The following is a 14808-nucleotide window of genomic DNA, read 5'->3' as shown; positions in this document are numbered from 1 at the left end:
TATCGATGGGGTTTATTTGGATACCGAATTTCATCCTTTCATAAGGATCTATTTAAAAGAGTTTTTCCTTATTCTGCTTAAAGTTTCCGGGGATAAACCCAGATAAGAAGCGATCACATTTTGCGGGAACCGTTTTAGAAAATGCGGATAATTGCTAATTAGGTCTTCGTAACGCTCTTCAGCCGTATAGCTAAAAGCGGCCTGCATTCTTTTCTGGGTTGCAATGGTGTTGTTTTGACTGATTATGTTCTGCATCGCTGAAAAGGCAGGGATGTGCTTAAGAAACTCCTCAATTTGAGCATTGGTTGATTGAAGAACCTCCAGATCCTCCAGCGCCTCAATATTAAAGCGACTTGGCGTCAACAGGTAAAAGCTTTCAAAATCAGCCAGCCACCAATTTTCCACAGACAATTTCAATACATTTTCATGCCCCTTTTCATCTACCGTAAAGGTTCTGGCGGATCCTTTTACAATAAACCCAATATATTTGCATACGTCTCCTTCCTGTAAAAAGTATTGCCGTTTTCTAAGTTTTTTGGGTTTGAAATGTGCCATCAACAAGTGCTTATCATCTTCCGAAAGCAGTTTGCCTGATATTTCCTGAATGTAATCGAAAAGCACTTCAAAATTGGACATTGTTCAAGTATATAATAATTCGCAATTTAATCAAGCTGCCTGATAAAAACTAAAAAAAACAAACATCGTAAATCACAGTAAGCCTGAATCAACGAATCCTTAAGCACAATATTTATAATCTAAAAAACGATCCTATCTGTGGGTTGAATATCACAACCAGTAATTCCATTATCAGCCAAAGCATCTCTTAAAGTCTGGCTGATATAAAAGTTAATATCAAATCGACCTATTTCAAAAAAGTCTAATCCTTTATCAAACTTTGAATTGAAATAAATCTCTTTTGCGCCTATAGAGCGATAAGGAAGTTTTTTCACAAAAGAATTATCTTGCAACTGTTTAGCCTTACTAATGTAATCCTCCTTTGAGGTTATGGTTATGGGCTGCGGATCAGTATTGGAGAACCCAGAAGTAATGAAAGTAGACTTGGGATAATCTACGAAATCTGTATAATCCGAAATTATATGTATGAAAAAGTAACCATTAAGCTCAGTTTTTTTGTGTAATACTTTTGCCGGGTAAAATCGGTGTGGTGGAAGTACAAATTGATCAAATAGCACCTTTAATTTTTCACTTATAATAAAACCAGTTGACATACCAGAGCTTATAATGTCAGTAGGTTTAGCTCTTCCATGAAGTATTAAGTAATCCATATTCGGAGTAAAATCAGGAAAACCGCCACTTTTGGCTGCAATATAATAGGAATAAAAAGAGTCTGGTTTGTCATCATCATATCCAGGTTTCCACTTTTGAATCTGTGGAAAAACAGGACCGGTTTCTTTTGTGTCACAAGCCTCTTTGAAAATATAGTATTGCATAAATATGGTTTATCGTTTTGTTATTAAAGTGACGCTTTTCAGTCTTTGTATTTTTACAGTATGAGGTAAATCTAGGGTAAATCCAATAAAAAAGCACTGTGAGATTTCACAGCGCTTTTTTAAGAAGATATAATAGTAATCCAATAATGGCTATTAAAATTAAGCCCCCTCCAACCCATTTCCCCCAGTCAGAATTAGTTTTAACTATATGCGCCTGTTTATGGATAGCCCGATTACTAACTCTCAATTTCTCTTTCACACTACCCTGATCCTTTTCTTGTAAACGAACCATTCTTGAATAACCCACTTGCTCCCTAGAGCTTCCCTTAATCAAAATACTATGCGCCTCTCCAGAAAAGCCATTTTCAGCAGTAAAGGTAAACCTCCCTTTCGGCCAAAATTGAATTGTGTAATCATGTCGTGCTGAGTCTGCATAAAAAATAAAACCGGTTGAATCTTTAATCAAATTTTTCTGTTCCAGAATCTCAAGATCAGTTTTATTTGCTTGGCGCAGATATGCTTTTTCCTTTGAAGCCCTGGTGTTACTGAATAAACCGCAGCCTGCGGACAAACTCAGCAATAGCACATAAAAATGATAATACTTCATCGTATTCTCCTTTCTGGCTTAACCCAATCAGCTATCTGGTAAATGGCTTTTACATGTCTCCGTTTCCTATACACTCCATCTCCTTCACTACTCCCCTGACTATTTGTATTCCCCTCGACCGACAGATACCAATTTCCTTCTTGTTTTTCAACTATCCCCACATGTGCAATCCGCTTCAATTTAGGGAAATAAATTGCCAGTAAATCTCCCGGCAATGCTGATCTGGCTAATCTATATAGAGGAAAAAGAGCCGGTGACCATCCTGATCTGGGATATATAAAACCAGCTTCTTTATAAATCCAGCTTACAAAAGCTGCGCACCAAGGTTGTCCCTTTTTCAAGCCCACACTTGCCAAATAAGCCTCTACCCTTATTCCATCATTGTGACCAGTTTTCTCCCTCACACCAATTTCTCTTGTCGCCAAATTAACCAGTTTTTCTCTACTCCTATCTTTTACTAACAGATCGCGTTTAAGCATACCGATGCTACCAGTAAAAGCAAAGCAAAAGACAGCCAGTAAAAGCTTAATTGTTGCCATAATAATAACGTATTAAACTGTGAAACCATTTTTGAGAACGAAGGCAAACCAGCCGTTTCCCAAAATCTTTGTAACAACCACCAGCACAAACTGACTATCAGTAAAAAACTAATCAAGCTTAGTAAAATCAATAACCAAATACTTTGATCTATACCCCCTGCAGTCTCATCAAAAAGACGTAACCAGGGGGGAGCAAAACACCAAAGGACTAATAGAAAGAGAAAAAACAGTTGCTGTTTTAGTCGGGAAAATCTGAGATCTGAAAAGAGAGACGAAAGAGATCGTTCGGGTAATTTTATAATTTTAGTTTTCATAACAAACTATTTTAAAACGGTGAACGTATAATTGAATTTGATCAAAAGATCGCCGGCAGATCTCATAACTCTGCCAGCGATCTATAATTTAAGCGACTACCGTCACCTTACCCAGATATTCTGTTTTTGAGACTAACTTTCGATCTGCAGAAACAAAAAAGAGCCAAGCATGTACCTCACCCAGAAATATACCAGGTACGCTAAAATCAAGGGTCAATTTACTTCTCTGAGGATGAGTCGAAGCAAAACTGATCTTTTTCTCGGGATGATATAAAAATGCATACACCTGATCAGTGTCCTTTGTCTTCTCGTAATTTTGAGGGTCATCAATTTTCCAGGTCAGTTTAATCTTCCGCTGCGGCGAAGCCGTTATTACCGGGCTAATACCACCATCTATTTCCCGTTTTTCCAGTGGGTCACTTAACTGGATGTTAGCAAAATTCAATGTATAATTGGGATAAACACCGCTAATCGAATTGTTCAGATTATACCGCATTGCCTCATTCATTGCAGTTGTTCCAACCGTCAGCTTTTGATAACTAAATGAGATGGTTGAAGAAAACCCGCTCATAAACTTACCGACCAATCTAAACTTCGACTGTTGATCAAGCTGTAGTTCAGTACGTGCTTTTGAAGACGATTTGGGTTTGCTCTTCCCAACGTATTTGTTTTTCCATTTGGCGATAACTAACGATCCCATTTTTCCTTTGAAAGTCCCTATAAGACCTTGATCTAAAATTGCCATAAACTTTAATTTTTAAATTAAATAATCTGTTAATTCAAGTCATTTGCGTACCGGTAGCTTCGAACTCGTTGAACTAATGTATAGGATAAAACCGTAAGCAACTAACAAACAGGGCCGCATGTCCGGAATTGTCCGGGATTGTCCGGAATTGTCATAGGCTTTGTTAGAAATAGAAGAGAAAAAGAGATTTAAAAAGACAGAAATTAGGCCATATAGGAACGGAATATAAGTAGTAAATAGGTTGTCCCAATCTGAATTTGGAATGTGTTCTTGGTTTGATTTATAGACTGAATTATTGATAAGAATAAAAAAATATGGCAATGATATATTAGTTTACACCACTTCGTTCCTCGTGGGTTTATAACACTAGTTATCATTGCTAAATCAGATATAGTTTCCATTTCTAAAATTTCAAGTTCATAAGAAATCTATATCTTGTATTTAACTTAAATCATTAAAAAAATGATTAATAAAGAGTTAGAAAGCACTAATGAGGAAAATCTTGCTAGATACATTGTACAGCAGCTAGGTATTACCTATGAAGAGTTACAAGAAACGAGTTATACACTTGAAGAGCATGAAAGTAAAAGTGGTCTTGTTTATTCACGCTACATTCGTTTCGATGAAACTTCATCTAAAGAAGTTTTAGATAAAATCATTGGCCTTCAAAATAATGATATTGATATAAATTTACCAGATGAGCCTGATGAGGATTATTATGATCCAAATGAAGATAGGAGTCATCTATTAATGTCAGATGAAATCGATATCCCCTTAAAAATAATGCCCCAAATTGCAGAAGAGGAAAGGTGTAAAAGAGATGAAGGAAAGTAGGATATTTTTAGTTTTATCTTTAATTCCCATACTTATAAATAGTTCTTTTCTTATAAAAATAGTAAAGCCCCTCGTTTCCAAGGGGCAGTTCGTAATTAATTGAAAATCGTTGCTTAGACTAGTCTAACTTAGAACAATGTGCACATTTGGTTTTACCACCTGTTCCTGATCTTAGATTCTCTTTTTCAATGTTGTTACCTTCTGTACACTTAGTGTTGTCATGGTAAACATGTTGTTTAATCGAATGAAATGCAGCTGTTCTTGCCATAAGAATTTATTTAATTAAAATGAGACACAAAACACTCAATTAAACATTGATATTTTTTACTGTTAACCGTAAACGTTAAAAATCCTTTTTAATCTTATAAACTTGATTCTTTAAGATTCTAACTTATATTTGAATTAATGGCCATTGTTGGGGTAAACTAATATATCGTTGCCAAAAATATTATTGCACATGGAATTTCGGAAACAGACTGTTTTCCAATTATCTTATCAAAACTATATCTTTATGAATTTTAGATTCTGCTCAGAGAAGCCTTTAATCTCTGGCGGCTCATTTTCAAGAATGTGGGTGAGCCAATTTAGAGGTGTTCCTATTTCTTATTTAATCTATTCACCATTGCAACTTGTATCAATTCATTTTTTGAAAAGTGAATTGATCCGCCAATATGAAATCCTTTAATAACTCCATCAGCCAACCAACGTCTTATTGTTCTTTCAGATACCTTAAACATATCTGCTGTTTCAACTATATTCAAAAAGACCGGATCTTTAGCGGGATCAGCCTGTTCAAGCCTTTTTAAGACTAAATGAATCAGATCAATCACCAAATCAAGTTTGTCATCGTCTTTTTGCAACATAATATATTACTAGCACCAAATGATAATCAGCTAATATTTAACATCTCTTCATATTACTAACAATATATATAAATTATTTATTCATTTGAAATAATTAAAACTATTAAATTATTATATACGATAATTTATAACCAAATACTTACTTACGCCACAAAACCTGGCCAGTATAGAGACTGTTGGAAATTTTCTTATAATCTGCTGAGATAAAAGAAACATAGGTTTCCAACACTAGAGGTGCTTTAAACTCAGTGATAACTAATATCTCCGCTCCTTCACTTCGTTCAGCTCCACTAGTAATACATATAGCACGTTTTTTTTCAGGTGAATAAGCCATTAACATCACCCTGTCATCGGGTTTCATTCCGCTGGGTGAACTATCCCTATCCCATGAAAATTCTAATCCATTTTCGATAACCTTCACACTGATATTATTTGCTACTGGTATTTTACCCTTACTTAATAAAGCTTTTGAAAAATTAATATGCTGATCTGGATAAGTTCCAGCAATAGCATTTCGTCTATTATATGATGTGGCTAGATTATGCGCATTTTTTGTACGAAAACGCTTCGCCTCAAACTCAAATCCAATATTGATATAGTCGAGTACCGAATTCAAAAATTTAGCAATAACAGTGGTTTGTTGCCTGGCTGAAAGCTGAGAAACTGTAGCCTTCTTTGTGCTTTTACCAATTGTTCGTTTTACAATTTGTCCATTCAATGAGTAGCTAACGGTGTTACCAACTCTACCAACAAAAACATTTTTCGCATCTTTTATTAATATCGCCATGACTGCCTAATTTATCTATATAATCTAATTTTTTACAAAAACAATATAGTCAAATAATTTTTAAATTAATTAGATATTGCAAAACAACACAAGGACAGACAAATTCAAGTATAGAACAGGGTTTTGTATGATTGGTGAGTTCGTTGTTGGAATAGGGTTGGTATAACCCAGAGCTATACCAACCCTATTCCAACAACGAATACAACACAGACAATAACTTTATTTTACTGGTCTGCTCTTCTTTTTTCCTCTTCATTACCAAAGCCTCTTTGTTTAAGGTTTAGCTTGCGGCTACCAAACTTATAAGACATGGAGATTCTAAAGTACCTGCTGTCATTATAGTCAGAAAAGCGATAGCCAATACTACTTGAGGTGGTTTTGGATTTGGTTATATTCGTTTTGAATATATCCTGAGCAATAAAGGCTAATTGTAGGCTATTATCCAAAAGCGAGAATTTTACTCCTAAATCCAGGCTGGAAGTAGATTCAGTTTTATAAATATCTTCGTATCCAGGGGCTTGATACCAAAAATTAACTTCACCTTTCACCGTCTTATTTTTATTAAGCGTGAAACTGTTATTGGTCGAAAAATAAGCACTTAATCCCCTATTTCCTTTCAGATTTATATCTTTTGTGATGTGGGTAGTTTTATAGAATAAATTTGCCTGGTTTTCACTTTCCCACCATTTAAAATGGTTAAACACGTAGGTTTCACTTATATCATAGCTATTAGAAGTGTAGTAGTTCAGGTCTAATAGGTACTGTACTTTAGTTTCTTCATTAAAGAACGGGGGATTTCCGATTCCATTTGTGGTCTTAGAAAATGATAAAGACGTAAATAGGATGTCTTTATATACGTGTTGAAATTCTATGTTATTAGTATAGGATGGCGATAGGAATGGATTGCCCTGAGTATAACTATAAGGATTATAATAAACTTTAAAGGGGTTCAGTTCATTGTACCTGGGTCTAGCTAATCGCCTCCCAAAATTTAACGAAAAGGCATTATTTTCATTTGAGGTATACTGGATATAGGTGGTAGGGAAAAACTGAATATAATTATTGGTATTGATCTGGTTTAAGGTTATTGAATTCCCTTTCGTTTGTGTATTTTCAACTCTTAAACCCAGTTTTATTTCCCATTTGTCTGTAATCTTCTTATTTCCGGAGATATATAATGCCTGTGTGTTTTCTGTATATTGAAATGTGTTGCTTTGATTGGTCTGAAATAATGGCACCCCTGTAGATGTGTCAAAATATTTGTTATCATAATTTGTTTTAGAGAAATACACTTTACCCCCATAACTCAATTTAATCCACTTTAGGGGATCAGTGATATCAATTTTAGCGGAATAAATATTTATATCCTGAAATCCTGAGTTTGTTGCTGATTGATATCCGCCCGGCGTTGGAGCAAAATCAGCATAGCTGTTCTGTGTTTGAAAATCCCTGTTAATATGATTATCCAAATTAAAATAATCCAGGTCAAACGAGATATTTTTACCGGTACTATCTAATTTGACCATAGAATGGAAATTGACAGAGCTAGAATTTGTTTTCTTCAAATCGTTCGATTTTGAGTTAATCAGAGAATCTATAGTTTGAGTGCCATTATGGGTAATTATGCTGTGATCATCCTGAACTGTCCTTGGCTTGTTAAGGCTGCCTAAATATTGAGCGCCAATTGTCCAGTTTTCTGACAACTTATAATCGATACCGACCCGGCCACTAAAAATATTTGTATAAGCTTTTCTTTTAAATTCATTATTCCAGGTTTGGGAGGAGTAAGCTATTTCCTCTTGTTCCAAACCTTTCTTTGAGCCATTGACATAATTTAAATTGGTAAAGAAGGAAAGCTTCTTCTTTTGATAACTGAAACTACCTCCGTTACTTAAAGTTGCATAAGTCGATTGTTTATAGCTGCTATTAAGTGATGCATTCCAGCTATCCGGCTTGGCCTTTTTCAATTTAATATTCACTAGCCCACTATTTCCTTCTGCATCATATTTAGCCGGAGGATTAGTAATAACCTCAATACTTTTAATATCATCTGTCCTTATTGTTTTCAAAAAGTTAATCAGATCATCACCTGAAAGCTCAATCAAACGATCATCTATCATAATTGACATTTTATTTTTGCCAATCATCGTAATTGCTTCATTCTGGACTTTAATGGAGGGAGTGATTTTTAGCGCATCTATTGCATCACCACCAGCTGCGGAAATACTATTTTCAACGTTGAAGATGATCCTATCAATTTTTCGTTCAATGATCTTCTTTTTAAAAGTGACAGCAACCTCTTTAAGTTGATGCTGCCCTTCTTTCACCTGAATGACAGATAAATCAAGATTCTGATTTAAATCAATCTTTTTACTGTATAAGATGACGCCTAATTGCTTTATCGATAACAGGTATTGTCCCTTTTCAGCGATTATGATGAACCTACCCTCTGCATTTGTCAGCTCACTTTTTATGAGTAAAGAATCCTTATTCTGAAGTAAAACTTCGATAAGCTCAACTGGCTTGTCATTGGCGTCTTTAACTTGCCCCCTCACATGTACTTGTGCATGTATCTTATTCATGCTTAAGAAAACCAGTATCGCGATATAGATGTATTTTTTCGTCATGTAGTGGTCAGTCTATTTATTCCAGTGGTTTAGCTGTTTATCAAAGAAAAAGGCTGCCGCCCTACTTAATCCCCCATCAACAATTTCCCGATCTATTTTATTTATTAAAATCCTATTCATCTTCCAAATACAAATCAAAAAGACATATATTTAACACATACAAGACACTCACTTAACCAGATCAACACATAATTAAAATTACATATTATAAATTTACAAACATTATAATATCAAACCTTATTAACTTACTGTAATATACCTATACAAGAAATTCGTAATGAAAGAAAATCTGATAGAAAAATTATTTTTCGCCTTGATGAGAATCGGGTTTTGGTGTATGACTTATGTTTTTATTTTACTAGTCTTACAAATAATACCGCTCGTTTTTTTTAAAGTTAATCTGAAGACCTTCTTTAATGGTATTATACCAATAGAGGTAGAATTAACCGGGGCAGGATTAATATCTCTTGGAACATTTGCCTATTATTTAATGCTTCGTCCAAAATATTTTTCGGCGTTTAAATCAATGTTCAAATCTAAAATGGGATTATTACAGGGGTTTCTTTTAGGCCTTGTCCTTATACTGATTATTTTTCTCATCATTTTGGCCTTTCAACAAGTACACGTATCAATTTCAGATCAGTATACGCTTTTCTATTGTTTACAAAGTATCCTGTTATTTCTATTTGTATCATTATCAGAAGAAATCTTCATGCGTGGCATTGTATTTAGATATTTATTACTGATTGAAAATGCTGAGAAACCGGCTATTCTAATCTCTGCTATTATCTTTACACTTTTTCATGTAATGAGCCCTAACGTTACTGGAATTGGCCTGTTAAACATATTTTTGGCAGGGATACTTTTGGCACAGGTTTTCATTTATTCCAACTATAATATCTGGGTTTCGATTGGCTTGCATTGGGCTTGGAATTTTTTTCAGAGTTCAGTTTTCGGATTTGCAGTTAGTGGGCTAAAAATGCAATCTCTATTTCATCAGGAACTGAATGGACAAAATATAGTAAATGGCGGAAATTTTGGTTTAGAAGGTTCAGTAATTACTGCATTTGTAATGGTACTCACTATCCTTGCTTTAATGTTTTGGAAATGGAATGTTGAGAAAAAAACAGATTACTGAAAAGCTATATAAATACTCCATTGAATAGGCCATTCCTGGCTTTAATCTTATTCAAAGCAAGAAATTCAAAATTTATTGAAGTGAAAAATAAGCCTCCAGCTCTTTCAGGGTATCCACATTGGTCTGAATATCTTTAATGACCCTTCCTTTTTCAAATAGAATAATGCGTTCACAGACTTCAGTAATATGATTGAGGTCATGACTAGAAATTAAAGTAGTTAAATGTCGCATTTTAAATGTTTTTAAATGTTCTTTTAGCCTGATCTGCGTAGTAGGGTCAAGGTTGGCAAATGGTTCATCGAGAATCAACAACTCAGGCTTTTGCATAAGAGCTGCAACAATCCCTATTTTATTCTGATTACCTGTTGAGAAATCACGAATATATTTACCCTTGCTCAATATTTCTCCATTAAAAAATTCTTCGTACGACTTTAAATAATCGAACACTTCTCTTGCTCCTAGCTGCTGCAGAGATCCAATGAATATAAAATACTCTTCTGCGGTTAGATAGTTGATCAGAAAACCCTCATCAAGATAAGACGCTGTATAGTTTTTCCATTGGTCATTACTTACAATTACATCGCCCTTAGATAATATTACCCCACCATCTGGACGGATTAAATCAAGTAACATTCTGAAAAGTGTTGTTTTACCAGCACCATTATTGCCAATTATACCCACAGTTTCACCAGCATTTATGATCAGGTGTTCAATATCTACAACAATACGTCCCGAATATTCTTTTTTTAAGTTTTTAATTTCCAGCATTTTTATTTTTCTCTAAAGCCCGTTGCAATTTTGTATTTTCTTTTATTAAATTCTTTGATCAGCAGTTTTATCCAGAAGCCTTGTGTCAGTAAACCCGTTAGTCCAAATATCGTTAATCCCAACAACGCTATAAAAGGATTAAAAATAAGAGACAATGGAAAATAGATAATATAGGGAGATAGCAGCATGGGAAAACTCAGCAGCATCCTCGATAAAGTAGCTCCTTGCATATTCATGATAGATCCTCTGCTCAAGTCAACAGCTTTATAACTTATGGTTGCAAAGTATAAAACTATGACTGAGCTAATCCCAATATTGTAAAAATAAGCAGCAAATTGAACAAGCAAAATTTTCCAACTCATCAGCCCATAAAGACTGACTATCACAGTCAGGATTGTCGAAGAAATGGTAAATAATAAAAACTTGGCCTTAAAAAAAGCTTTCATATTTATTTTGTTGGCTAATAGTCCGTCAAATTCAGCACTTTGCCAGCCAAACATCAACTGTCCATAAATCATCGTCAAATTACCCGTCATAAAAACTGCCGGAAATAGCAATATCCAAAATTGGTTAGCGTCTAATACTTCTTGCTTATAAAAGAGAATACCATAGAAAAGAAAAAGAAGACACTTTAAAGCAGTTGAGCGGGGTCTCTTGTTTCGTAATATTAATTTGATTTCTAAGGCAAGTAACACACCTGCCTCTCCAAATCTATCTAGGAAGGGGTAATCAGTACTTGTCTTCTGCTCGGCTGCTGATTTTAATTCTTCAAGATATAAGTGGCTCCTCAAATAACGTGTATTGACTGCAAAGATGCTAGTCGCCATAAAAACAAAAAAAAGCGCGATCAGGGGATGGAGTATGATAGCCAGAAATACAGTGTTTGATAATGAAGCGATAGAGAAAACCTTAAAATACTCTAATGCACCAATTGTACACAAGAACAAAAACCCTATCAATGCCATTTTTAAATTCTCAATTGATAGCCTTTTAAAATAAAGTGCAGCATAATTATTGAAAATCACCAACGAAAGAATAGTGAGTAAATACATGATGAAAGAGAACAAACCATAATCAGTACTCATTTTTAAAACAGCAAAAGGGAAGAAGACCAATACGGGGATAATATTAAAAATAGAGAAAAGTGCACTTAGGTTTAGAAAAGAAATGAGCTTATTTTTCGTAATATTGAGATGCAAATAAGGAACGATTGCAAGAGTGGGAAGCTCTTGTAATTGTAGCCTGACAAGAAAATCAATAGCAAAATAATAGAGTATCATTCCATTAAAAACCATAAGAACATCCTTGCCCGGAAACACTTCTTTTATTATGCTTTCCATATTATATCCAACGAGAATTGAAAAGCAAACCAGATAGAGAACTACAAAGCCCATCACTAATTGGACGGCAATAACACCGCCTTTACCCCGGGACCTCCAGAAACCCATCCACTGATGTTTAAAAAAAGCTGTATACATATTCGATTGGAGCTTAGATAAATTAACTGATTGTTGTTGCAAAGTTTTTCACTGTATCTATATCTCCAGCAACAATTTTATATTGAAAGTCAGCTATTGAAGCAGTGGCCTCTTTATGGGAAATTAAAAGAATACCCATCTTGCTTTTTAGCTGAACCAACAAATCCAGGATGAACAATTCAGTTTTGGGATCTAAAGAGCTCGTTGCTTCATCAAGTAACAGCAATTGAGGTTTTCTAAACAGTGCCCTAAGTAAACCGACTATTTGTTTCTGTCCACCGGAAATATTTAATCCATCTTCACCTATTTTTGTAAAAAGACCATTTGGAAATTGATTAAAATACTCCAGTAGTCCTAGGTTCTGACAAAGTGCAATCACATCATTAAAATCAACATTATCTTTAGACAGGCAAATATTTTCAACAATAGTGATATTAAATATTTTGACCTCCTGCGGTAAAACAGCAACTAAATTCCTCCAATCCTTTATCGGTATCTCCGCAAGGGGAAATTTTTTATTAATGGTTATATTCCCAGATTCTTGTTCATAGAACCGCTGTAATAACTGCATAATAGTGCTTTTTCCTGAGCCACTTTCCCCAAATAAAATGGTTATTTTCCCCTTTTCGATAAGAAGGTTTCCATTTTTAATTAATCGGCTTCTCCCCGCAAATCGGAAACTAAGATCCTTTACTTCTAATTCCTCAAAATTGTAATCCCAATCAATGGGTTCAGTAAAAGAAGTATGTACTTCAATATTTGCTGCAGTGAGCTCATACATCCTGTTAAAGGCAACTTTTGCTTCCTGGATCTGTAAATTCGTTAACATTAAACGTATACTTGAAGGCAATAAACCAATTACAATGGATAAAACGGCCATCATTTCACCAATTTTGAACTGTTTTCGTATTGTAAAATAAGAAACCATACCGATAATTCCGACAATAAGTACACTGGCAGTAATTTCAACTATCAGGTTAAAACGATTACTAGTTCTACCTAAAACAAATGTTTTACTTTGGAACGCGCCAAAATGAGCTCTCATTTTTTCTGTAAATAATGCCTCTTTATTTGATGCTTTTATAATACTTATTCCACCTATAGTGTCTATATAATTACTCTCATTGGCAGCGTATGCGGACATTACGGCACCATTGTTTTCAATTATAATATCATTGTATTTCCAGGCAATTATCCCCATTATTGGAAGAGAAAGTAAGGTTACAAGGGCAATGCTATAGTGAAATAAAAATAGATAGATAGAAGAAACAATAACAACTAGGAAATCAATTATAAATGTTCCGCTTAAATATGCCACACTATGTTGTATCCGTATAGTATCATTTAAACGGGCAATCAAATCTCCTGTTTTTCGGCTATCAAAAAACAGCTTAGGAAGCTGCAATAGTTTTTCAACAAAACTTCCCGTAATCCTTTCGTTGAAATCTTTCGCTTGTAAAAGTAAAAAGTGCTGACGCAAATAGCTAATTCCCGCTCTGGCAATTAATAACATCAGTAAAATTATCAAACCAGTAAAAAGACGGTTTGTTTCGTGTTTCGGTATAATTTCATCAATCAGTTTTTGAATGTATATAGCCGTTGATAATCCCAATGTAGAAACGATAACGCCAATAAAACTGGCTATTAATAGCAAATTAATATCATCGGTAACCAACGATAAAAACCAGTTTCTTTTTAGCAATATTTGCTGTTTACTTTTGACAAAATTGTCTGCTGGTTTTACAGTTAATAGAATGTTGCTTTTCCAATACCTCAATAATTTATCCTCAGTCCATAGTTCAACCCCTTTAGCAGGATCACCGATCAGGAAATGATTGTTATCATTACTAAAATTGTAAAAAACGACATAATGCTCTAAATCATCTTCTAAAGTAAGGTGTAGTATAGCTGTATCTTTCAACTCTTTTAGGTTTTCAATTTCGGCTTCAAAAGCTTCGGTGACCAGCCCGATTTGATCCGCACATTGATGTAAGCCTAAAAGAGTGGTCCCAGTAGCTGAAGTGCCACTTAATTGTCTTAAGTGCTCTAAACTATTGTCGCCATCCAGATAACGTGTAATTGAAAGCAGACAGGCAATACCGCAGTCACTGATGTCCTGCTGCAAAACAAATGTTTGTTTAGCTCTTTTAATCATTAGTAAGATGGCTTAAAATGGCTTCTATCTTTACTTCTCCACTATATTGCTTAACCAGATGCTGTTTGTTATTATAAATATAGACAGAGGGGGTTACAGCGTTCCCAAACCATTTATAGAAATTAAAATCTTTATCATAAACCCATGTGATAAATGGGTAATCTGCTAACTGGTATTGTTTTGCAAACTTTTGCGTATCGCCAGGTTTATTAGTCGAAACCATTAGTATTTGTACATTCTTAAAGGCATCAATATGGTGTTTTAATTGTTTAGCTTCATATTGACAATGATCGCATTCGGCGTTATAATAAAATATGCAAAGCGATTTATCTTTATCCACCCCATTGCTATTAAAAGTTTTTAAATCCTGTGAATAGAAGCTAAAGCCAGGTAGGATTTCTTTGTTTTGCGCTATTTGTTTATTCCTGGCATTTTTATCAATGATTTTATAGACCAGAAATCCAGTTATTAGGCATGTAAAAGCTATCAAAATTATTTTCAT

At 34.5% G+C, this 14808-nt stretch carries 14 protein-coding genes; 2 read left to right on the top strand and 12 right to left on the bottom strand.

Annotation, left to right across the window (positions count from 1 at the left end; translation table 11 throughout):
- Positions 1–48 precede the first annotated feature (48 nt).
- The 5 genes from HDF25_RS05575 to HDF25_RS05555 all read right to left on the bottom strand — a co-directional run bounded on the left by HDF25_RS05575 (position 49) and on the right by HDF25_RS05555 (position 3656).
- Positions 49–636 carry a Crp/Fnr family transcriptional regulator gene (locus HDF25_RS05575; RefSeq protein WP_184623634.1) on the bottom strand — a complete coding sequence of 196 codons (588 nt, stop codon included), beginning with the start codon at positions 634–636 and terminating at the stop codon, positions 49–51.
- A gap of 119 nt (positions 637–755) precedes the next feature.
- The gene (locus HDF25_RS05570; RefSeq protein WP_184623632.1) at positions 756–1451 is read right to left on the bottom strand and encodes an imm11 family protein; all 696 of its coding nucleotides are present in this window, start codon (positions 1449–1451) and stop codon (positions 756–758) included.
- A gap of 106 nt (positions 1452–1557) precedes the next feature.
- The gene (locus HDF25_RS05565) at positions 1558–2058 is read right to left on the bottom strand and encodes a hypothetical protein (protein ID WP_184623630.1); all 501 of its coding nucleotides are present in this window, start codon (positions 2056–2058) and stop codon (positions 1558–1560) included.
- Positions 2055–2597, bottom strand: a complete 543-nt coding sequence (locus HDF25_RS05560; protein ID WP_260409326.1) for a C40 family peptidase — start codon at positions 2595–2597, stop codon at positions 2055–2057. The genes HDF25_RS05565 and HDF25_RS05560 overlap by 4 nt, the downstream gene beginning before the upstream one ends.
- Before the next feature lie 402 nt (positions 2598–2999).
- Entirely contained in the window at positions 3000–3656 is a 657-nt protein-coding gene (locus HDF25_RS05555) for a DUF6266 family protein (protein ID WP_184623628.1), read from the bottom strand.
- 462 nt (positions 3657–4118) lie between these two features.
- Between HDF25_RS05555 and HDF25_RS05550 the strand changes: the two genes are divergently transcribed.
- The gene (locus tag HDF25_RS05550) at positions 4119–4490 is read left to right on the top strand and encodes a hypothetical protein (protein WP_184623626.1); all 372 of its coding nucleotides are present in this window, start codon (positions 4119–4121) and stop codon (positions 4488–4490) included.
- 596 nt (positions 4491–5086) lie between these two features.
- On the opposite strand, the gene HDF25_RS05545 is transcribed toward HDF25_RS05550, so the two are convergent.
- The 3 genes from HDF25_RS05545 to HDF25_RS05535 form a co-directional block, all read right to left on the bottom strand.
- Positions 5087–5353: a helix-turn-helix domain-containing protein gene (locus tag HDF25_RS05545; protein ID WP_184623624.1), complete on the bottom strand. Its 267-nt coding sequence runs from the start codon at positions 5351–5353 to the stop codon at positions 5087–5089.
- 139 nt (positions 5354–5492) lie between these two features.
- A complete protein-coding gene (locus tag HDF25_RS05540; protein ID WP_184623622.1) occupies positions 5493–6140 on the bottom strand; it encodes a DUF6266 family protein in 648 nt (215 codons plus the stop codon).
- Between the two features lie 224 nt (positions 6141–6364).
- The gene (locus HDF25_RS05535) at positions 6365–8767 is read right to left on the bottom strand and encodes an outer membrane beta-barrel family protein (RefSeq protein WP_184623620.1); all 2403 of its coding nucleotides are present in this window, start codon (positions 8765–8767) and stop codon (positions 6365–6367) included.
- A gap of 277 nt (positions 8768–9044) precedes the next feature.
- Here HDF25_RS05535 and HDF25_RS05530 point away from each other — a divergent pair, with 277 nt between their 5' ends.
- On the top strand, positions 9045–9905 hold the full coding sequence (locus tag HDF25_RS05530) for a CPBP family intramembrane glutamic endopeptidase (protein ID WP_184623618.1): 861 nt from the start codon (positions 9045–9047) through the stop codon (positions 9903–9905).
- Positions 9906–9977: 72 nt separating this feature from the next.
- Here HDF25_RS05530 and HDF25_RS05525 read toward each other — a convergent pair whose 3' ends face one another.
- From HDF25_RS05525 to HDF25_RS05510, 4 genes are read right to left on the bottom strand one after another with little or no spacing between them, the layout of a single operon-like run.
- Positions 9978–10673: an ATP-binding cassette domain-containing protein gene (locus tag HDF25_RS05525; RefSeq protein WP_184623616.1), complete on the bottom strand. Its 696-nt coding sequence runs from the start codon at positions 10671–10673 to the stop codon at positions 9978–9980.
- Positions 10674–10675: 2 nt separating this feature from the next.
- On the bottom strand, positions 10676–12151 hold the full coding sequence (locus HDF25_RS05520; protein WP_184623614.1) for a DUF5687 family protein: 1476 nt from the start codon (positions 12149–12151) through the stop codon (positions 10676–10678).
- A gap of 22 nt (positions 12152–12173) precedes the next feature.
- Entirely contained in the window at positions 12174–14306 is a 2133-nt protein-coding gene (locus HDF25_RS05515) for a peptidase domain-containing ABC transporter (protein WP_184623612.1), read from the bottom strand.
- Positions 14299–14808, bottom strand: coding sequence for a peroxiredoxin family protein (locus HDF25_RS05510; protein ID WP_184623610.1), 510 nt, complete (start codon positions 14806–14808; stop codon positions 14299–14301). Before HDF25_RS05510 ends, HDF25_RS05515 begins: the two co-directional genes overlap by 8 nt.

It is taken from the genome of Pedobacter cryoconitis (assembly GCF_014207135.1).
Classification (GTDB): domain Bacteria; phylum Bacteroidota; class Bacteroidia; order Sphingobacteriales; family Sphingobacteriaceae; genus Pedobacter; species Pedobacter cryoconitis_D.
The sequence above is the reverse complement of the archived record's forward strand: the minus strand, read 5'-3'. Positions and strand labels throughout refer to the sequence as shown.

Excerpts from the sequence above, each read along its gene's own strand:
- HDF25_RS05535 (WP_184623620.1), bottom strand. The coding sequence starts at position 8,767 with ATGACGAAAAAATACATCTATATCGCGATACTGGTTTTCTTAAGCATG.
- HDF25_RS05540 (WP_184623622.1), bottom strand. The coding sequence starts at position 6,140 with ATGGCGATATTAATAAAAGATGCGAAAAATGTTTTTGTTGGTAGAGTT.
- HDF25_RS05560 (WP_260409326.1), bottom strand. The coding sequence starts at position 2,597 with ATGGCAACAATTAAGCTTTTACTGGCTGTCTTTTGCTTTGCTTTTACT.
- HDF25_RS05565 (WP_184623630.1), bottom strand. The coding sequence starts at position 2,058 with ATGAAGTATTATCATTTTTATGTGCTATTGCTGAGTTTGTCCGCAGGC.
- HDF25_RS05510 (WP_184623610.1), bottom strand. The coding sequence starts at position 14,808 with ATGAAAATAATTTTGATAGCTTTTACATGCCTAATAACTGGATTTCTG.
- HDF25_RS05520 (WP_184623614.1), bottom strand. The coding sequence starts at position 12,151 with ATGTATACAGCTTTTTTTAAACATCAGTGGATGGGTTTCTGGAGGTCC.
- HDF25_RS05550 (WP_184623626.1), top strand. The coding sequence starts at position 4,119 with ATGATTAATAAAGAGTTAGAAAGCACTAATGAGGAAAATCTTGCTAGA.
- HDF25_RS05530 (WP_184623618.1), top strand. The coding sequence starts at position 9,045 with ATGAAAGAAAATCTGATAGAAAAATTATTTTTCGCCTTGATGAGAATC.
- HDF25_RS05545 (WP_184623624.1), bottom strand. The coding sequence starts at position 5,353 with ATGTTGCAAAAAGACGATGACAAACTTGATTTGGTGATTGATCTGATT.
- HDF25_RS05575 (WP_184623634.1), bottom strand. The coding sequence starts at position 636 with ATGTCCAATTTTGAAGTGCTTTTCGATTACATTCAGGAAATATCAGGC.
- HDF25_RS05570 (WP_184623632.1), bottom strand. The coding sequence starts at position 1,451 with ATGCAATACTATATTTTCAAAGAGGCTTGTGACACAAAAGAAACCGGT.
- HDF25_RS05525 (WP_184623616.1), bottom strand. The coding sequence starts at position 10,673 with ATGCTGGAAATTAAAAACTTAAAAAAAGAATATTCGGGACGTATTGTT.
- HDF25_RS05555 (WP_184623628.1), bottom strand. The coding sequence starts at position 3,656 with ATGGCAATTTTAGATCAAGGTCTTATAGGGACTTTCAAAGGAAAAATG.
- HDF25_RS05515 (WP_184623612.1), bottom strand. The coding sequence starts at position 14,306 with ATGATTAAAAGAGCTAAACAAACATTTGTTTTGCAGCAGGACATCAGT.